Origin of the sequence: Bartonella sp. 11B, assembly GCF_002022625.1 — a bacterium.
GTDB lineage: Bacteria > Pseudomonadota > Alphaproteobacteria > Rhizobiales > Rhizobiaceae > Bartonella > Bartonella rochalimae.
In genome coordinates this window covers 618,325-638,869 of record NZ_CP019783.1, presented here as the reverse complement: position 1 = coordinate 638,869, position 20,545 = coordinate 618,325, and the positions used below count along the sequence as shown (strand labels likewise).

Annotated in this window: 17 protein-coding genes; 9 read left to right on the top strand and 8 right to left on the bottom strand. The window is 35.0% G+C overall.

Annotation, left to right across the window (positions count from 1 at the left end; all coding sequences use genetic code 11):
• Positions 1 to 781: 781 nt before the first annotated feature.
• From Bho11B_RS02675 to Bho11B_RS02660, 4 genes are all read right to left on the bottom strand, one after another.
• The gene (locus Bho11B_RS02675) at positions 782 to 2,137 is read right to left on the bottom strand and encodes a cation:dicarboxylate symporter family transporter (RefSeq protein WP_078673591.1); all 1,356 of its coding nucleotides are present in this window, start codon (positions 2,135 to 2,137) and stop codon (positions 782 to 784) included.
• Positions 2,138 to 2,429: 292 nt separating this feature from the next.
• Positions 2,430 to 2,843, bottom strand: a complete 414-nt coding sequence (mutT, locus tag Bho11B_RS02670; RefSeq protein ID WP_035006710.1) for an 8-oxo-dGTP diphosphatase MutT — start codon at positions 2,841 to 2,843, stop codon at positions 2,430 to 2,432.
• Positions 2,844 to 2,975: 132 nt separating this feature from the next.
• Positions 2,976 to 4,214 (bottom strand): bifunctional glutamate N-acetyltransferase/amino-acid acetyltransferase ArgJ, encoded by a 1,239-nt coding sequence (gene argJ, locus Bho11B_RS02665; protein ID WP_078673590.1) that lies wholly within the window; start codon positions 4,212 to 4,214, stop codon positions 2,976 to 2,978.
• 79 nt (positions 4,215 to 4,293) lie between these two features.
• The gene (locus tag Bho11B_RS02660; protein ID WP_035006265.1) at positions 4,294 to 5,247 is read right to left on the bottom strand and encodes a peptidylprolyl isomerase; all 954 of its coding nucleotides are present in this window, start codon (positions 5,245 to 5,247) and stop codon (positions 4,294 to 4,296) included.
• A 407-nt stretch (positions 5,248 to 5,654) separates the two neighbouring features.
• Here Bho11B_RS02660 and secA point away from each other — a divergent pair, with 407 nt between their 5' ends.
• The 4 genes from secA (at position 5,655) to prmC (ending at position 10,925) form a co-directional block, all read left to right on the top strand.
• Complete coding sequence (gene secA / locus Bho11B_RS02655; RefSeq protein ID WP_078673589.1) at positions 5,655 to 8,369, top strand: preprotein translocase subunit SecA; 2,715 nt, start codon at positions 5,655 to 5,657, stop codon at positions 8,367 to 8,369.
• 16 nt (positions 8,370 to 8,385) lie between these two features.
• Positions 8,386 to 8,799 (top strand): Fur family transcriptional regulator, encoded by a 414-nt coding sequence (locus Bho11B_RS02650; RefSeq protein ID WP_035006267.1) that lies wholly within the window; start codon positions 8,386 to 8,388, stop codon positions 8,797 to 8,799.
• A gap of 183 nt (positions 8,800 to 8,982) precedes the next feature.
• Positions 8,983 to 10,062 (top strand): peptide chain release factor 1, encoded by a 1,080-nt coding sequence (gene prfA / locus Bho11B_RS02645; RefSeq protein ID WP_035006268.1) that lies wholly within the window; start codon positions 8,983 to 8,985, stop codon positions 10,060 to 10,062.
• Complete coding sequence (prmC, locus tag Bho11B_RS02640) at positions 10,059 to 10,925, top strand: peptide chain release factor N(5)-glutamine methyltransferase (protein ID WP_078673588.1); 867 nt, start codon at positions 10,059 to 10,061, stop codon at positions 10,923 to 10,925. Before prfA ends, prmC begins: the two co-directional genes overlap by 4 nt.
• Here prmC and nrdF read toward each other — a convergent pair.
• The 4 genes from nrdF to nrdH are packed head-to-tail and all read right to left on the bottom strand — an operon-like array spanning position 10,922 to position 14,659.
• A complete protein-coding gene (nrdF, locus tag Bho11B_RS02635; protein ID WP_035006270.1) occupies positions 10,922 to 11,896 on the bottom strand; it encodes a class 1b ribonucleoside-diphosphate reductase subunit beta in 975 nt (324 codons plus the stop codon). The two genes, prmC and nrdF, sit on opposite strands and share 4 nt — an antisense overlap.
• An 11-nt stretch (positions 11,897 to 11,907) precedes the next feature.
• The gene (gene nrdE, locus Bho11B_RS02630) at positions 11,908 to 14,058 is read right to left on the bottom strand and encodes a class 1b ribonucleoside-diphosphate reductase subunit alpha (protein WP_078673587.1); all 2,151 of its coding nucleotides are present in this window, start codon (positions 14,056 to 14,058) and stop codon (positions 11,908 to 11,910) included.
• Complete coding sequence (nrdI, locus tag Bho11B_RS02625) at positions 14,040 to 14,438, bottom strand: class Ib ribonucleoside-diphosphate reductase assembly flavoprotein NrdI (protein ID WP_078673586.1); 399 nt, start codon at positions 14,436 to 14,438, stop codon at positions 14,040 to 14,042. The genes nrdE and nrdI overlap by 19 nt, the downstream gene beginning before the upstream one ends.
• Positions 14,438 to 14,659: a glutaredoxin-like protein NrdH gene (gene nrdH / locus Bho11B_RS02620; RefSeq protein ID WP_035006273.1), complete on the bottom strand. Its 222-nt coding sequence runs from the start codon at positions 14,657 to 14,659 to the stop codon at positions 14,438 to 14,440. Before nrdH ends, nrdI begins: the two co-directional genes overlap by 1 nt.
• Positions 14,660 to 15,358: 699 nt before the next feature.
• Here nrdH and Bho11B_RS02615 point away from each other — a divergent pair.
• The 5 genes from Bho11B_RS02615 to ugpA all read left to right on the top strand — a co-directional run bounded on the left by Bho11B_RS02615 (position 15,359) and on the right by ugpA (position 20,541).
• Positions 15,359 to 16,099: a metal ABC transporter ATP-binding protein gene (locus Bho11B_RS02615; RefSeq protein ID WP_078673585.1), complete on the top strand. Its 741-nt coding sequence runs from the start codon at positions 15,359 to 15,361 to the stop codon at positions 16,097 to 16,099.
• A 15-nt stretch (positions 16,100 to 16,114) separates the two neighbouring features.
• Positions 16,115 to 17,005: a metal ABC transporter permease gene (locus Bho11B_RS02610; RefSeq protein WP_078673584.1), complete on the top strand. Its 891-nt coding sequence runs from the start codon at positions 16,115 to 16,117 to the stop codon at positions 17,003 to 17,005.
• Complete coding sequence (locus tag Bho11B_RS02605) at positions 16,998 to 17,909, top strand: metal ABC transporter solute-binding protein, Zn/Mn family (RefSeq protein ID WP_035006276.1); 912 nt, start codon at positions 16,998 to 17,000, stop codon at positions 17,907 to 17,909. Before Bho11B_RS02610 ends, Bho11B_RS02605 begins: the two co-directional genes overlap by 8 nt.
• 323 nt (positions 17,910 to 18,232) lie before the next feature.
• Positions 18,233 to 19,558 carry a sn-glycerol-3-phosphate ABC transporter substrate-binding protein UgpB gene (ugpB, locus tag Bho11B_RS02600; protein ID WP_078673583.1) on the top strand — a complete coding sequence of 442 codons (1,326 nt, stop codon included), beginning with the start codon at positions 18,233 to 18,235 and terminating at the stop codon, positions 19,556 to 19,558.
• A 98-nt stretch (positions 19,559 to 19,656) separates the two neighbouring features.
• Positions 19,657 to 20,541: a sn-glycerol-3-phosphate ABC transporter permease UgpA gene (gene ugpA, locus Bho11B_RS02595; protein ID WP_035006278.1), complete on the top strand. Its 885-nt coding sequence runs from the start codon at positions 19,657 to 19,659 to the stop codon at positions 20,539 to 20,541.
• The last annotated feature ends 4 nt before the right edge of the window (positions 20,542 to 20,545 follow it).

Here is a 20,545-nt window from a genome sequence, read left to right as displayed (position 1 = left end):
AAAATAATATTAAAATTAGAGTTTTAATCATAGCCTTATAAAAAAGCATTTTATAATGCGCATCAGCTACTATGTGAACATTAGAAGTGAAATCCAAATTTACTAGATAAAACCATTTTAATAATATTCTTTTACCAATGGCAAAATCTTATAATCGTAGTCAATTTTTATCAAGTCAAGATAGAAACGACCATCTTACAATAGGCATTAAAGTGAGCAATTATAATATAGCATTATAATTTGTTTATTATAATAAGAAAAAGTAGTATCTCCTTGGCTCACAGATTATAAACATTTAATACATTAAACATTAAGTTACTACATACAAAAAAAGATATCTTATATCTAAAAACCTGCAATCCAAAATATGAACTTCTAGAAGAAATCAAATAATAACTAATAATTATAAACTTTATTGTACTAGAGTTCCTAAAGACTTCAGAAATATAAAAGAAGGTAACTTCAGTAAGTTTTTCTAAAGTAAAAAGCTACCACACAAAAGCAATTGCTTGATCTATTCCAAACTAGCATCTATGAAGATAACAAAATTTTAAAAGTATGTAAATTTCCAGAAACATTAAAATTGATAAAAGAGCTAAGATAGTAGTCCTAAGGTTATAAAAATTCAGATTTACCACAAAACTATATTTGTGATAATGTGTAGCTTTGTGAGATATTATATTTTGTGGAAAAAAGCTACTCTATAAGAAAATAAAATTATTAATCAATGACAGAGATTATATCGAAATAAACATGAAAAGCGATCATCTCAATATGAAAATCATCCTTCAAAAATGCTTTTATCCGTTGTATGCAATATCTGACTTGTCATAGTTCCAGCTAACATTGAGCCATTTACGTTAAGAGCCGTACGGCCCATATCAATTAGAGGTTCAACAGAAATGAGTACAGCTAACAAAGTAACAGGAAGTCCCATAATTGGTAAAACAATTAATGCGGCAAAAATGGCTCCTCCTCCAACACCAGCAACACCAATAGAACTTAATGTTACAACACCAACAAGGGTAGCTATCCAGAGAGGATCGAAAGAGTTAATGCCAACAGAAGGGGCTATCATAGTCGCGAGCATTGCTGGATAAAGTCCTGCACAACCATTTTGACCAATTGTTGCACCAAAAGAAGCGGCAAAACTTGCAATTGTCTGCGGGACACCAATCCATTGAGTTTGTGCCTCGATATTCAGAGGAATACTAGCAGCACTTGAACGACTACTAAAAGCGAATGTTAAAACGGGAAAAACTTTTTTGAAAAAACGGAATGGATTAATACCTGAGATACTCAGTAATATACTATGAATTGCAAACATAAGGGTAATGCCAACATAAGAAATAACAATAAAAACCAGTAATTTTAAAATATCTGCAGCATTTGAAGTTGCTCCTACCTTAGTCATTAGAGCAAAAACACCATAAGGTGTTAAAGAAATTATAATATGCACTAATCGCATAACCCAAGACTGCATAATTTGAATCAATAAAAGGACTTTCTCCCCTTTATCCGGTTCATCCTTTTTTAAAAGAATAGCCGCTGCTCCTAAAAAAGCTGAAAAAATAACAACGCTGATAATTGATGTAGGCTTTGTTTCTATTAACTCAGCGAATAAGTTTTGAGGAATAAATGATAAAATCAACTTTGGTATACTGATATTTTCAAGCTGAGAAATATGGCTTCCAAGAAGAGTAGATATATCTTCTCCTTTATGTACTAGACTACTTGCAGTGAGTCCGAAGAAATTAACAATAAAAATACCAATCAATGCAGAAAAAGATGTCGTTAAAAGGAGTATTGAAATTGTTATTATGCCAATTCTGCCAACAGCATAAATAGAATGTAAATGTGCTACTGCAGAAACAATAGAAACAAAAACCAATGGTATAACAATCATTTTTAATAACGATATATATCCATCACCAACAATGTTAAACCATTCAACAGACTCTAATAGAATAGGATTGCCTTCCTTATAAATAATCTGCAAAATACTACCAAAAATTAAACCAACTATAAGACCTAGTATAACTTGCAATGTAAGATTTTTTTTAATTTTTTTGTAATGGAAAAGACATAACAAAAAAACAATAAATAAAAATAAATTAATAAAAAAACTAAATGTCATTATTTATTCCTAGTATTATTTTTTTAAATTTAAAAATATTTTTTATCTACAAATAATTTATTTCTAATAATTATTTTATCTAAAATAACGTAACTTAATAAAAATAAATGTACGCACAATAACTCTCGTAATCCAACGCAAAACACTGCACAATCAAATGTGCAAAAATAATCAAACAATTTATCTCAAAGGCCTTACTTTTAAAATACAACCACTTAAGATTCCTTGATCAGAAAATATTTAGTACAAGAAATTTCCCATTGTTTATAAATATTTTCTCTTTATCAGAATATTAAAGAACAAAATTTTTTAGAGCTTGAATCAATGGCTTATCAGCATCAGGCATAGAATATTCATCAAGACTGCTCATGCAAACCCATTCTAAATTTTGTCCTTCTCGTCCTTTTGGAACGCCCTCATAACGGTGGCAAATATACAATGGCATTAACAGGTGAAAGGTTTCATAATTATGGCTTGCAAATGTTAAGGGTAATAAATTATCCTGCCGAACATGAATACCAAGCTCTTCTGCTAACTCACGAATTAACGATGTCTCTGGCGTTTCACCATTTTCAATTTTTCCACCGGGAAATTCCCATAAACCAGCTAGCGATTTTCCTTGAGGCCGTTGCGCAAGCAACACTCGATTATCATGGTCTAATAAAGCACATGCAACAACAAGAAGGAGTGAATTTTTTATATGCATACTATGACCAAAAGAATAATAGATAACTATCATTCTTGCTATTGTAAAGCCCTATTCCAGAATAAACAACTAAATATCCAGTATTCTTTAAAAGTATATAAATACTAAATATTCGAGTTTATATTTTATGAATCAACTTCTATAATCACCATTAATCGCAACATATTCTTTTGTTAAGTCACAAGACCAAATTGTTGCTTTTCCGCTTCCAAGACCAATATCAACACAAATTTTAATATGTTGACCTTTCATATAAGCACTCACTGCTTTCTCATTATAATGAGGATCACGTTCACCATTAACAGCCAAACGATGTTCACCAAACCAAATTTTTAATCGATCACGATCTGCTTCAACACCTGCCTTACCAATCGCCATAACAACTCTTCCCCAATTAGCGTCTTCGCCTGCAATAGCTGTTTTTACAAGTGGTGAATTTGCAATTGATAAAGCAATAGTCTTAGCAGCACTATTTGTTGTAGCACCAATAACAGATACCTCAATTAAATGACGAGCTCCTTCACCATCACAAACAACTTGTAATGCAAGTTCGTGCAAAAGCTCACGCAGGTGCTTTACAAATATCCAATAACGAGGATCTGATTGGCTTGTCAAACAAGGAAGGCAACTCTTCGCTTTTCCTGTTGTGAAGATCATTAATGTATCAGACGTCGAAGTATCACTATCAACAGTAATTGAATTAAAAGTTTCCTGAACAGCCTCTGATAACATCATTTGGAGTATATCTGAAGAAATCGCTGCATCGCTTACCACAAAAGAAAGCATCGTTGCCATATCTGGTGCAATCATACCAGCACCTTTTGCAATCCCATTAATAGTAACAAGCTCTCCCCCAAAGTCAAATTGACGCGTTGCAAGTTTTGGAAACGTATCAGTCGTCATAATAGCTTTCGCAGCTTCTAACCAGCATCCCTCCTCTGCTGTAGAAGCCATATCAGGTAAAAGATTTAAAATACAAGCCTCATCCATTGGCTCACCAATAACACCCGTAGAAGCTATAAAAATTTCATCTTCTCTCGCTTTCAAAATACTAGATGCAGAATGAACTATTGCATTTGTCGTCTGCTTACCTTTGTGCCCCGTAAAAGCGTTGGCATTGCCAGAATTAACAACAAGACCTCTAGCAATCCCATGAAGAAGGGACGCACGACAATGATCTACAGCAGAAGATCTACATTTTGAACGTGTAAAAACACCTGCCACATTAGCTGGCTTATCAAATACAATTAAAAGAAGATCTGTACGATCTTTATACTTAATACCAGCTTTAGCTGTAGCTATCCGCACACCGGATAATAGTGGAAATTCTGGTGGTTGTTTATGTGAAAAAGGCGATATTTTTACAGCCATTAAATGCTTTTCCATAAATGCAATTGAATATACTTTAATAAAAGTGCTGGGCTTTATAAAATGACCCAGCATAAAAAAATTATTCCCCACCCTCTACATTGGATGTTTCACCTAGAAATGGTGCTTCATTTTCATTAAGCGATTGCATGTGTTTTGCAATATTAGAATCAGGATACTCTACATTAATCTTACCCCGTAAATCGGTAATAAGTGTTTGATAATGTTCTCTTATAAGCTGTGTACGCAATACATCCTTAACATCATCAAAGACAGGAGGTTGTTTTAAACGACGATCCTCTATCTTAATAACATGCCAACCAAATGGACTTTCAACAGGTTTTTTAGTATATTCTCCCACCTTCAAATTAAATGCAGCCTCTTCAAATGGCTTAACCATCTGACCGCGACTAAAATAGCCAAGATCTCCACCAACGGCAGAAGAACCATCTGTTGAGTCTTTTTTTGCAATTTCCTCAAAGCTTTCACCTTTATTCAAACGCTTAATAACTTTTTCTGCTTCTTCTTTTGTTTTGACTAAAATATGACGCGCTTTGATTTCATCTTCTTTAGGTAAAGCAGCAATTTCCTTATCATAAAGAGCTTTCACATCAGCATCTGCAATTTTATCAACAACCATCTCTTTAAAATAAAGTTGCTGAAGAATATTATCACGCATTATTGCCATACGTTTATCATAGGCTTCTGTCTTATCTAGACCTTTCTGCAGTGCTGCTTTAGCAAGTGCCTGCATATCTAAATACGCTTTTAAGACTGTTACACGGCGTTTTTCATCTGGAACACGAACTAAATTAGGATTTATTTCGAGTGCTAGCTCATCTAACTGCCCGGCCGTAATATTTTTCCCATCAATCACTGCTATTACATGAGAAAGAGGAACTGGTTTTTCAGCAGCGTTCTCCAAAGTACTTAAATCATTTTTTGCAGACTTTACGCTTTCTTGAGCTATCACACCGGCATGTATGCCAACTAATAAAGTTGAGGCCAAACATAGTACCCTAAAATTGAATCTCATAAATATATTCCCTTTTTAAAATCAATGTACTTTCAAATTTAATTTTTTTACCATAGCACTTTAAAATCTAAACATAGATAAATTTTATTTCACAAAAATAAAAAATGATCCTTCCATTTTATTACATTTTGATTCCAGATAATACAAAACATGATAATATAGAAAAATGTCACATTATACCCTAAATTACTTCATACCTTAATTATTCAAATAATATCACTAAAGTTGACACAATGGTTTTAGCCCCTTAATCTCTATTTTATAAAAAATGAAAAAACATTATACGTCAGTTACCATAAAGCACTGCATGCATCTAATTATACCAAACGTTTTAGACGGTGCAGAGCCATAGATACAATTTAATAAACACCCATTATGGTGATAACAAATGAAAGAAAGGACCAGAAATGGTCAATTTAGGTGCTCTTGCGCATAAATTCTTTGGTTCGGCTCATGAACGCCGTATTAAAGCATTTCGCCAAAAAATAACACAGATTAATGCCTTAGAAGAACAATTGCAAAAATTAAGCGATATGCAATTACGCCAAAAAACTGCTGAGTTTCGTAAAAGATTAACTGAAGGTGCAACGGTTGATTCGCTATTACCAGAAGCATTTGCAACTGTCCGTGAAGCAGCAAAACGTGTTTACGGCATGCGCCCTTTTGACGTACAGCTTATTGGTGGGATGGTTCTTCATAACCGAGGAATTGCTGAAATGCGTACTGGTGAAGGTAAAACATTAATGGCAACCTTACCAGTATATCTTAACGCCCTAGAAGGAAAAGGGGTCCATGTTGTTACAGTTAATGATTATCTTGCTGGTCGTGATGCTGAAACAATGGGTAAAATCTACGATTTTTTAGGTATGACAACTGGTGTTATTCTCAATCATCTTGATAATGATTCTCGCCGAGCAGCTTATGCATGTGATATTACTTATGCAACAAATAATGAATTAGGATTTGATTATCTTCGCGATAATATGGCTTTTGACCGTAACCAAATGGTACAGCGTGGTCACTATTATGCAATTATTGATGAAGTTGATTCAATTCTTATTGATGAAGCACGAACCCCTCTTATTATTTCTGGTCCCTTAGAAGATCGTACTGACTTTTATAATCTTATTGATGCATTTATTCCTTTCCTAACACCAGAAGACTACGAAATAGATGAAAAACAAAAAACCACAACTTTTACTGAAATTGGTACTGAAAAAATTGAGGAAATGCTAAAAAAAGCTGGACATCTCAAAAATGAAAGCCTCTACGACATAGAAAACGTTACAATTGTCCACCATGTTAATAATGCTCTGAAAGCGCATAAATTGTTTATCCGTGATAAAGATTATATTGTCCGAAATGGTGAGGTCGTTATCATTGATGAATTTACTGGTCGTATGATGCCAGGACGACGTTACTCTGAAGGATTACATCAAGCATTAGAAGCCAAAGAACATGTCACTATCCAACCAGAAAACCAGACCTTAGCTTCTATTACTTTTCAAAATTATTTTCGTATGTATAAAAAATTATCCGGTATGACTGGAACAGCTACAACGGAAGCTGAAGAATTTAGTAATACTTATGATCTTGAGGTTGTTGAAGTTCCTACAAATTTACCTGTTCAACGCCGCGATGAAGATGATGAAATTTATCGAACAGCAGAAGAAAAATATCGAGCCATTGTTCGCGATATTCGTCAAGCTCACGAAAAAGGACAACCTATTCTGGTTGGAACTACTTCTATTGAAAAGTCGGAACAGTTAGCAGAGCGCTTACGGAAAGAAGGTATCACTGATTTTCAAGTTTTAAATGCTCGTTATCATGAACAGGAAGCACATATTATAGCACAAGCAGGTGTTCCTAAAGCGTTGACTATCGCCACCAATATGGCCGGTCGTGGTACCGATATACAACTTGGTGGTAATGTTGAAATACGTATTCGGCAAGAATTGCAGAATGTACCTGAAGGCCCAGAACGAACTGCTAAAATTGAAGAAATCAAGAAAGATGTTCAACAACTGAAAGAGAAGGCATTAGCTGCTGGGGGTCTTTATGTTATTGCTACTGAACGCCACGAAAGTCGTCGAATTGATAACCAACTTCGCGGTCGTTCTGGTCGCCAGGGTGATCCTGGACGTTCAAAATTTTTTCTTTCTCTTCAAGATGATCTCATGCGTATCTTCGGTTCTGACCGTATGGATAGTATGCTGCAAAAGCTTGGACTAAAAGAAGATGAAGCCATTGCCCATCCATGGATTAATAAAGCTCTTGAGAAAGCTCAAAAAAAGGTTGAAGCACGAAATTTCGAAATTCGTAAAAATCTTTTAAAATATGACGATGTCATGAACAATCAACGCCAAGTTGTTTTCGAACAACGCATGGAAGTTATGAATACAGAAAATTTAACTGAAATGACTGTTGAAATGCGTAATGAAGTCATTGAAGATCTAGTAGAAACCCACATTCCATATGGAGCATACGCAGAAAAATGGAATGTGAAAGATTTACAAAAAGCACTATATCAGATTTTTAATTTGAACCTTCCAATAGAAAAATGGGCAAGCGAAGAAGGAATTGCTGAAGAGCAAATTGTAGAACGCATAACAAAGGCTGTTGAAAAATTTGAAAAGGAACGCTCTGAACGCTATAGCCCAGAAATAATCGCTTATTTTCATAAAGCTATACTACTTGAAACAATTGATACATTATGGCGTGAGCATTTGGTTCATTTAGATCATTTACGTTCTGCTGTTAGCTTCCGTGGTTATGCACAACGAGATCCTCTCAATGAGTATAAAACAGAGTCATTCGAACTCTTTCAAACTATGCTTATCAATCTCCGTAAAAATTTTATTTCTAAACTCATGCATTTTGAAATTATTCAAAAACCCGTAGAATCGCAAACACCTGAAAGATCACGCTCCCAGTATCCTTCTAATACTCAGAACGCAAAAAATAACACCACAGCATGGGCACAAATAAACGAAAATAGGTTAGTTAATCCCGAAAAACGCAATCCTAATGATCCAACAACATGGGGAAAAATTGGACGAAATGAATCTTGCCCTTGTGGTTCAGGCAAAAAATATAAGCATTGTCATGGGTCATTTATCTGAAAAGTCAAATAATTAAATGAATAAACAAACTTATGAAAAAGAATTACGAATTGCCGGCTTAAGAGTAACACGTCAAAGGTGTATTATTCTTGACGTCTTAGCCGACACAGATGATCATCCGAATGCATTTGAAATTTTTCAACGTGTTCATAAAATAGATCCTAGTATTTCGCTATCAACTGTTTACCGCACAATGAAAACATTAGAAGAAAATGGAACTATTCATCGCCATATCTTCAATGGAGGACCTTCTCGTTTTGAACAAGCAAAAGGCGAGCATCACGATCATCTTATTGATATAGACACAGGAGAAGCTATTGAATTTCATTCTGCTATCATTGAAAAACTGCAAGAAGAAATTGCCCATTCCCTTGGTTATGATATTGTTTATCATCGTCTTGAAATTTACGGGAAAAAACGCAATTCCTAAATTAATAGACCTATATGTATAATGAAAAATATTATTTATGCACACCAAATTTTTACATAAATTTATTTTAAAATTCTATAATTTGGTTGGCAAGAGCATTTTTCTTCTTTATCACCCCCTGTAATAATATAATATATAATATTATCAACTATCTAACACTCAATAAATTAGGCCAATATTGCCATGGTTTCTTTGCCACAAGACCGCATGAAGCAACTTGAAAAACGCTTCAAAATAATCGAAAGCCAAATGGCTGAGAATCCAAATGCGGAAACATATGTAAAACTAGCGTCCGAATACGCAGAATTACAGCCAATTATAGCTCCTATACGAACATTAAATTCTCTCCATAAAGAAATAGCAGAGCTCGAAACTATAATAAGTGATACACAAACAGATACAGAAATGCGTAATTTAGCTCAAGAAGAGCTATCATCATTATCTCAAAAAATTCAAGAACTTGAGCAAGAACTCCAAATTCTTCTTTTGCCCAAAGACATTGCTGATGAAAAAAGTGTTATCATTGAAATTAGAGCAGGAACAGGAGGATCAGAAGCAGCACTTTTTGCAGGAAATCTTTTTCGTATGTATGAACGTTATGCAAATACTCACAACTGGAAAGTTGAAATCATTTCTTTGAGTGATGGTGAAGTTGGTGGATATAAAGAAATTATTGCAACTATTTCAGGAAAAGGTGTATTTTCCAAGCTTAAGTTTGAATCAGGTGTCCATCGCGTGCAACGCATCCCTGAAACAGAAACAGGAGGACGCATTCATACATCTGCCGCCACTGTTGCAGTTTTACCAGAAGCAGAAGAAATTGATATCGAAATTCGCCCAGAAGATATCCGTATTGATACAATGCGCGCATCTGGTGCTGGTGGGCAACATGTCAATACAACTGATTCAGCTGTTCGTATTACGCATATTCCAACAGGAATTATGGTTGTTCAAGCAGAAAAATCACAACATCAAAATCGCGCACGCGCTCTCCAAATTTTACGTGCGCGTTTATTCGATATTGAACGGCAAAAAGCAGAGAGTGAACGTTCAGCATCCCGAAAAACTCAAGTTGGTTCTGGTGATCGATCAGAACGTATCCGTACCTATAATTTTCCACAAGGACGAGTAACTGACCATCGTATTAATCTGACTCTCTATAAACTTGATCGTATCATGGAAGGAGATTTAAATGAGTTGATTAATGCACTCATTTCTGATCATCAGACAACGCTCCTTACTGAAATGGATCATAGTAGATGAATGATCATTCGCTTAGTAAGGTCATCCAAACAACACAAGAAAAATTGCGCCATCAAGGAATTTCTGAAGCCGATCTTAACGCAAAAATACTCGTTGAATGGATAACAGGAACCACTGCATCTGATAGAATTCTTCAACCAAATATGTATCTATCTTCTCAACAGCTCGTACAATTAGAACAAGCTATAAATCGACGTATTGCAGGTGAACCGGTCTATCGTATTATCGGAACACGAGAATTTTATGGTATACCATTTACTTTGTCTAAAGATACGTTAGAACCACGTCCTGATACAGAAACACTCGTTGATCTTGTTTTACCAATCCTCAAATCACATCTAGAGAAATCAGAACAAGCTACATTGCTTGATATGGGAACAGGAAGTGGAGCTATCGCTATTGCGATTCTCAAACAAATCCCTCAAACCTATGCTGTAGCTGTTGATATTTCCGAAGATGCTTTAAAAACAGCTACAAAAAATGCACAGCATGCGAATGTTGCCCATCGTTTTACACCTCTTCTCAGTAATTGGTTTGATTCCATCAAAGGGCAATTTGACCTCATTATTTCTAATCCGCCTTATATTCCAGAAAAAGAAATTAAAAACCTTGCAAAAGAAGTACGCCAACATGACCCTTGGCGCGCTCTAAATGGTGGAGAAGATGGCCTTTATTTTTATCGAAAATTGGCTTATGAATCAGCAAATTATTTAAAAGAGAAAAGTTATATCGCCGTTGAAATTGGCTATTCTCAAGAAAAAAAAGTTCGTGATTTATTTGAAAAAAATGGATTTAAATGTCTTAAAATACGCGAAGATTTAAATAAAATACCCCGTGCACTTCTTTTTTCCTTCACGCATTAAAATGCCCAATCCTCGTCGACAGTTGCTACTGCTTTACCAATAACATAAGAAGAACCTGATCCCGAAAAGAAGTCATGATTTTCATCAGAATTCGGTGACAAAGCTGCTAAAATGGCAGGATTAACACGGCACACTTCAGGCGGGAAAAGAGCCTCAAAGCCTAAGTTCATTAATGCTTTATTTGCGTTATAATGAAGAAAAACCTTAACATCTTCTGTCAACCCAATAGCATCATAAAGATCTTCAGTATATTTACACTCAATATTATAAAGATCAAAAAGTAGATTAAAAGCAAAATCTTTTATTTCTTGTTTTTTAGCTTCATCAAGTTTTGCAAACCCCAATTGAAATTTATAGCCGATATAATAACCGTGAACAGCCTCATCACGAATAATAAGCCGAATTAAATCAGCCGTGTTCGTCAGCTTAGCACGACTTGACCAATACATGGGCAAATAAAAACCAGAATAAAATAAAAAACTCTCAAGGAAAGTCGAAGCAATTTTTTTCTTTAGTGGTTCATCTGCTTCATAATGTTCAAGTATTAATCTCGCTTTCTTCTGCAAATAGGTATTTTCTTCCGACCATCTAAACGCATCATCAACTTCCACTGTCGAACATAAAGTTGAGAAAATAGAGGAATAAGAACGTGCATGAACTGCTTCCATAAATGCAATATTAGTTAATACTGCTTCCTCATGTTCTGTTACAGCATCGGCCATAAGAGAAATAGCACCCACAGTATTCTGAACCGTATCAAGGAGAGTAAGGCCTGTAAAAACACGAATTGTCAGTTTTCGTTCTTCCTCAGTCAAACTAGCCCATGAAGGAATATCATTGGACAACGGTACTTTCTCAGGCAACCAAAAATTACCAGTTAAACGATTCCAAACTTCAAGATCTTTTTCATCATAGAGTCTATTCCAATTTACAGCACAAACAACAGGATTTTTTGTTGTAATTTTGGTCATATAATCATCTCCTATAAGCTACATGAAACACAACCATCAACTTCTGTTCCACTCAATGCCATCTGCCGTAACCGTACATAATAAAGGCTCTTTATGCCTTTTTTCCAGGCATAAATTTGCGCACGATTAATGTCACGTGTAGTTGCTGTATCTGGAAAAAATAACGTTAACGAAAGCCCCTGATCAACATGCTGCGTAGCAACAGCATAAGTATCAATAATTTTTTCAGGCCCAATTTCATAAGCATCCTGATAAAACTCTAAATTCGTATTATCCATATAAGGGGCAGGATAATAAACACGTCCAATTTTTCCCTCTTTGCGAATTTCAATCTTCGAAGCAATCGGATGAATAGAAGAAGTCGCATAGTTAATATAGGAAATAGATCCCGTAGGTGGTACAGCCTGAAGATAGCGATTATAAAGCCCATATTGAGCAACTAATTGCTTCAGCTCTTGCCAGTCTTTTTGGTTCGGAATAACGATATTATTACGCGTAAAAAGCTTTTGTACTAGTTCAAATTGCGGTTTCCATTCTTTCTCAATATACTTTGTAAAAAAATGTCCATCTGCATAAGCTGATTTTTCAAATCCTACGAACACTTCCTTACGTTCACGCGCAATTAAATTAGAAGCACGTAATGCGTGATATGTAACTGTATAAAAATAGATATTAGTAAAATCAATTGCTTCCGGTGTTCCATAATAGATCTTTTCACGTGCTAGAAAACCATGCAAGTTCATTTGCCCCAAACCAATCGCATGACTCTCGGCATTGCCTTTTGCAATAGAAGGCACACAAGCAATATTACTCATATCAGAAACAGCTGTTAAGGCACGCACAGCTATTTCCACTGTCCTCCCAAAGTTGTCACTCTCCATTGCTTTTGCAATATTCATCGAGCCAAGATTACAAGATATATCATTGCCAACAGCACGATAAGTTAAATCTGTTTCCAGTTCACTTGCTTCACTTACTTGCAAAATTTCTGTACACAAATTGCTCATACTAATACGGCCTGCTATTGGATTTGCCCGATTGACGGTATCTTCGAATAAAATATATGGATATCCTGATTCAAACTGAATTTCTGCTAACGTTTGAAAGAAAACCCGCGCACTTATTTTCTTTTTGCGTATCTTTGAATTATCAACAAAAGAACGATAATGCTCCGTCAAAGAAATATCACTAAAAGGTTTTCCTGTAACCTGCTCAATATCGTACGATGAGAAAAGATACATATCCTCATTATTACGAGCAAGCTCAAAAGTGATATCAGGAATAATAACACCAAGTGAAAGCGTTTTAATTCTGACTTTTTCGTCAGCATTTTCTCGCTTTGTATCCAAAAATTTCATAATATCTAAATGGTGTGCATGTAAATAAACAGCACCAGCGCCTTGTCGCGCACCAAGTTGATTAGCATAAGAAAAGACATCTTCTAACATTTTCATCACAGGTAAAACACCCGATGACTGATTTTCTATTTTCTTAATTGGTGCCCCTGCTTCTCGCAAATTCGTTAAACAAAGGGCCACACCTCCACCGCGTTTAGAAAGCTGTAAGGCTGAATTAATCGAACGGCCTATCGATTCCATATTGTCTTCAACGCGTAACAAAAAGCACGATACCAATTCTCCTCTTTGCTTCTTGCCCGCATTCAAAAATGTTGGTGTTGCTGGTTGAAACCGTCCCGTAATAATTTCATCAACTAAGCCCTCAGCAAGGGATTTATTCCCTTTTGCTAAATATAAAGCAACAAGACAAACACGATCCTCATAACGCTCAAGATAGCGCTTACCATCAAAAGTCTTTAACGTGTAACTCGTGTAATATTTGAACGCACCCAGAAAAGTAGGAAAACGAAATTTAAATGCATAAGCACGCTTAAAAAGCTTTTTGACAAAAGAAAAATCATAAAGTTCAAATAATTCTCTCTCATAATACTTTTCTTCTATCAAATAATCTATTTTCTCCTTTAAATTATGAAAAAAAACCGTATTCTGATTAACATGTTGGAGAAAATACTGCCGAGTAGCAAGTTTATCCATATCAAATTGAATATGACCATTCTCATCATAAAGATTAAGCATTGCGTTGAGTGCATGATAATCTGTAATTTGATCTGGCGTCTCCAGTTTTTTTACATTTGTTGTTTCCAAAACTTTTCCAATCCTTTTTTAACACAAATAACGTCTTCCTTAGTTCCTCGCAGCTCAAAACGATAGAGGCAAGGTACACAACATTTTTCTGCAATGATCTTGCTCGCTAAATTATAATAACGACCAAAATTACGATTTCCGCCACCAATGACACCACGAACCAATTTGCGGTTTTCCTCCTCATTAAGAAAATGAATAACTGCTTTTGGCACAGCCAATCTACCTTCACCATCTGCATAAGTAGGTACAGCTAACACATACGGCTCTCTAACCAATATTGACGGATTTTTTTTATCAATTTTGAAAAGCCGTTGACCAAGCTGAGAAACAAAATATTCAGTATTACCCGTTGCACTCGAATAATAAACAATAAGCCCCATTAGCTACAAAGACCATTAATCATATCTGGTCTAAAACCCGACCAATGATTATCACCGCAAATCACTACAGGCACTTGGCGATATCCTAAAGACTGAACAAAATTATACGCTTGTTCATCACAAGAAATATCAATAACATTATAATCAATACCCTTAGCATCAAAAGCACGACAGGTAGCATCACATTGAACACAAGATGGTTTACTATAAATAGTGATCATTCTTTTCAACTTTCATAATTCAAAAAAAATAACTCAGAAAAACATTAATTCTGATAATCTCACAATATTTACACAATAATTACATACAAAACGCCTAGTCATATTTTAGTTAAAATGACTTATAAACTGTCGAACGCATCTTTAAATCACTACATTTTCTTTAAAAAACATAGGACAAACGAAGAAAGGCCTTGCGATCCTAATAACTGTTCTTCGTTACACAACAACTATTCACTAGCATTTTTCTTGTTTCGCTATTTTTTAATTAAACGTATCATAAAGCCAATTAACCTCGTAGCCTTTGCAGCCATTTTGTTAGCGTCTTCATCTGTTTTTCATCGCAAAAAACTTTAATATACAGACAATGAACAAAAAAACTCCCCTAAGGTGATACTTTAATTGAACTGCTACTCTAAAAATAATAATACTTTACTGTGAAATAATCTAGTTTCAATAAAATGAACAATGTATTCACATTTAGCGTTTATTTTGAATCACCGATCATTTTAGTACTATATATAGTATACATACACATGATTTCGTCAAGAGAAATTCAGAGCTATTTTTAATTTTCCACGATCTTCCCATTACCATGCAAAGTCTCTTAAAAACATAAGAAAATAATATAATACTTTATTGACATATGTAATTATATAACATAACTTTTTAAAATATTAAAAAATAGAGAATGGTATCAATATGAGCTTACAGTTCAACAATGTGACATTCGGTTACACAAACAGAATTGTTATAAAAAATTTTTCAGCAAAACTGACAACAAATTCATTAATTGCCATAACCGGTGATAACGGTTCTGGGAAATCTACACTTCTCAAAACTATTGCCGGATTAATTAAACCTATCAGTGGTAAAATTACAAAACTCACAAAAAGCCGTATTGCTTACCTAGGTCAATACTGTGATATTGATCGAACATTCCCAGCTGATGTAGAAACACTCGTTAAAATGGGACTATGGTCTTTCTGTGGATTATGGAAAAGCCAGCGTTCCTATCAATATAAAATTCAAAATGCGCTAGAAGTAGTTGGGCTTGCAGCGCTCGCTCACCGCTCCCTGAATACACTATCAAATGGACAACTACAACGTGCTCTTTTTGCACGTATTATTGTCCAAGATTCGGATATTATATTGCTTGATGAACCTTTCAATGGTGTGGATCTTAAAACCCAAAAGGATCTCCTAACACTGATCACTCATTGGCAACAAAAAGGCCGCACAATTCTTATAGCACTTCATGATCCTTTTATTGTTCAAGAATATTTTCCACAAATGATTCATATCCATAAACAGCATGCTTTTTATGGAGAAACGACACAGTTATTAAGCGCCAATAATCATCTTGTTACGCCATCTCTCATATCCAATTTTTCCATGTTATTCCACAAGAACAAGCCTTTGCGGTCAAGTAATTTTATCTAAACTGGATCATCACACGTGTACGCATTTTTTTTCGCGCCTTTTATTGATTTCCAATTTATGCAAAATGCTTTAATTGGTTCTTTTTTATTAACGATCAGTGCTTGTCCCATTGGAGTATTTTTAATGTTACGTGGTATGAGCTTAACAGGTGATGCAATATCACACGCTATTCTTCCTGGTGTTGCCATTGCTTTTCTTTTCTGTGGTTTTTCTCCAATATTCATGACTCTTGGTGGAGTTGGAGCTGGTATTATTGTTTCATTAGCAACTACTTTAATTTCAAGAAATAGTTTTCAAAAAGAAGATGCCTCAATGACTGTCTTCTATCTTTTTGCATTAGCAACAGGTGTCATAATTATTTCACTCAAAGGATCAACAATTGATTTATTGCATCTTTTATTCGGTTCAGTGCTTTCTATTAATATACAAGCCATTTTGCTTATTACTGTTATAATGCTCATAACAATAAGTAGTCTGTGTATTTTTTGGCGAGCTCTTGTAGTAGAAAGTTTTGATTCACTATTTTTAAAATCACTTTCTCCACTAGGAAAATATGTTCACATGTTATTACTTGGGCTCATGGTATTAAACCTTGTTGGCGGTTTTCAATCATTAGGAACACTTATGTCCGTCGGCATTATGATGATTCCAGCCATCACTGCCCGTTTTTGGCTTTCGCGTTTGGGCTCTATTTGTATATTATCGATTATTTTAGGAATCATTGCCAGTGTATTTGGCCTTCTGCTCTCTTTTCATAAATCCCTACCCTCTGGTGCGTCTATTATTATAGTTGCAGGCTCTATCTATCTTCTCACCTGTCTTATAAGTCCACGTGGACTCATTGCAACCTGGTTTCCTCGTCTTTTTCTATACATCCTTTCCATCATAAGGAAACAGCATGCATAAATTTGCTAAACTATTTTTTCGTCTGATCTCTCTTCTATTACTTCTCTTCCCACTTTCTGCCATTGCACATCAAAAAATTAATGTTGTCACAAGCTTTTCTATTCTTACAGACTTAGTAAAAAATGTAGGAGGCCATCATATCTCAATCACCACCTTTGTTGGTCCTAATACAAGCATCCATAGTTACGAACCAACACCCCGTGATGCAAAAACTATTAAAAATGCTCATATTATTTTCATCAACGGTCTGTATTTAGAAGATTTCATTAATCGGCTCACGATAGCAACTGGAACAAAAGCACTTCTTGTAGAAGTTAGTGCTAATATTTCCCCATTAGAAATTAAACATGAACAACGTAACAAGACACATTACCACGGTAGTATTGATCCACATGCTTGGCAAACTATCCCCAATGTTGAAACATACGTTAAGAATATTGCTGCTGCTTTCTGTAAAATAGATCAACAATCATGTGAAAATTATAATAAAAACGCTCAGACTTATATTCAAAAACTAAAAGCACTGCATACAACTATTACAACACAAATTTCTACTATCCCGAAAGACAAGCGAACTATTATCACATCTCATAATGCCTTTAGTTATTTTGCTCATGAATATGGATTCACCATCCTTGCTCCCGAAAATGCTTCAAAAGAAGCTACTGCAGCAGATGTTGCCAAACTTATTAAACAAATTAAAAACAATAAAGTATCCGCATTATTTGTTGAAAACATCTCTAATCCTCGTCTTATAGAACAAATTTCAAAAGAAACAGGTTTAAAAATCGGGGGCGTACTTTATTCCGATGCATTATCCGAAAAAGAGGGTCCTGCTGCGACTTATCTTGATATGATGGAATACAATGTTAACACCATCATTAACGCAATAAACAAATGTTAGGGCACATAATATTACTGGAATGTTAAACAATAACCCTAAAGACTATCTCACTTCATCTAAATGTCCTTAATTGTTTGCCTCTCTCATTACCTTTTTCATTTTTTTTAGAATTATTGTCATTTTATAATGCAACCGTTACAGCTACATCCAGACAATCATAAAAGTTGTAAAATTGGTCAATTTACACAAATTCGTTTGACCTTTGCATGGTTCATGTTTAAATGAAATGGCATCTTTGCGAAATAGAACCATCATGATATATTTATGAATTATATTAATAGTTCTGAAAAAACCGTGCTCAATCAATTCAAAAAGGGTGAATCATGAATCGTCTTTATCTTTCCTCGGCAGCATTTATGATTGCTATAACTGCAGCAACAGCTGGTTTTGCACAAACAAAAATTAGCTTTTGGCACTCTATGAGTGGAGATCTAGGAAAACAAACTGAAAATCTTATCAATGATTTTAATAAAAGCCAATCTGATTACAAAATTATTCCTTCATTTCGTGGGGAATATGAAGAAAGCATGATATCACTTATCGCAGCATTTCGAGGGAAAAAACAACCGGTTCTCGCTCAAATTTATGAAATTGGCACAAGTACTATGATGGCTGCAAAAGGTGTGATCTATCCACTTTATCAACTCATGGCTGACACAAAGCAAGAATTTGATACCTTAGACTATTTACCTGCTATCAGTAGCTATTATTCTGATATGCAAGGACGTATGCTCTCTATGCCATTTAATGTTTCAGCTCCAATTCTTTTTTATAATAAGGATATTTTTAAAAAAGCGGGGCTTGATCCAGAACAACCACCCAAAACATGGAAAGATATAGAAGATTTTTCACAAAAAATTCTTGATAGTAAAGCTGCAAGTTGTGGTTTTACAATGACTTATGCTGCACAATGGATTGGCGTAGAAAATTTTTCAGCATTTCATAACATTCCTGTAGGAACAAAAAGAAATGGACTTGATGGACTTGATGCAGAACTAACATTGAACAGTCCTTTGCAAATACGCATGTGGACAGATTTTAAAAGATGGTCAGATAAAGGTATTTTTCGTTACGGTGGCCCAGCTGGTGCACTCGATTCAACACCAATGTTTATGGCACAAAGTTGTGCAATTTTAATACAATCATCAGGATCACGTGGTGGAATCGTTTCAGAAGCCCAATTTAATGTTGGATTTGGTATGCTTCCCTATTATGATGATGTAAAAGATGCACCACAAAACTCAATTATTGGTGGTGCTTCTATTTGGATTTTGAAAGGTCATACATCTAAAGAATACGCGGGTGCAGCAGCTTTTCTTAAATTCCTCTCACAAACAAATAATCAAGCTAAATGGCATCAAAAAACAGGATACCTTCCTCTCACAAACGCCGCTTACGAATTAAGTCGAGAACAAAATTTTTATGATAAGAATCCAGGTGCAGATATTGCTATTCAACAAATCAATTTAAATCCACCAACAGAAAATTCAAAAGGAATAAGGTTTGGTAGCTTACCGCAAATTCGTTCGATTCTTGATCAAGAATTAGAGGCTGTTCTAAATGGTTCTAAATCACCAAAAGAGGGATTAGATGAAGTAGTTGAACGTGGTAATAAACTTTTACGTGAATTTGAAAAAGCCAATCATTAACGTTTCATGATCATTGTTCAAAGTTGAAAAATTAGATCTTGAAAAACGGTATATTTCAATTCCTTTTTCCCGATGACTCTTATTAAAGAGCCCTGCACATGCAAGAAAAACATGCATATTTCAGAAATAGCCTCCTTCCTTATTGGCTACTTTTTCCTCAACTTGTGGTAACTTTTTTATTTTTTCTTTGGCCCGCTGCTCAAGCAATAAAATCGTCCTTTGAACGTGAAGATCCTTTTGGTTTCTCAACAACCTTTATTGGTCTTGAAAACTACATAACTATCTTTTCTGATACTACTTATATACAATCACTGCTGACAACGATCATATTTTCTATTTCTGTCACACTTGTTTCGATGACAATATCACTTCTTCTAGCTGTTTCTGTTGACCGTGTTATTCGTGCAAAAAAAGCTTATACTATGCTTTTACTTTGGCCATACGCTGTTGCTCCTGTATTAGCAGGTGTATTATGGTTGTTTATTTTCCATCCAACTATCGGTACTTTTCCTTTTCTCCTTAAAAAAATAGGTATTATATGGAACCATCGTATTAACGGTGTGCAAGCTATGATTCTGGTTGTAATTGCTGCTAGCTGGCAACAAATTTCCTATAATTTTCTCTTTTTCCTTGCTGGTCTCCAATCCGTTCCTCACTCGCAAATAGAAGCAGCTGCCATTGATGGTGCCGGTCCTTTTAAACGATTTTGGACGATAATCTTTCCACAAATTTCACCAACAACTTTTTTTCTACTGATCATCAATATCAATTATGTCATGTTTGATACATTCGGCATTATTGATAACATGACTTCTGGAGGACCTGCACGAGCAACCAGCACAATCGTCTATAAAGTGTATGAAGATGGCTTTAAAAATCAAATGATTGGTGCATCAGCTGCACAATCAACCATATTAATGCTGATGGTTATTATTTTAACATTAATCCAATTCCGCTGGATTGAACGTCGGGTCCAATATTAGGAGA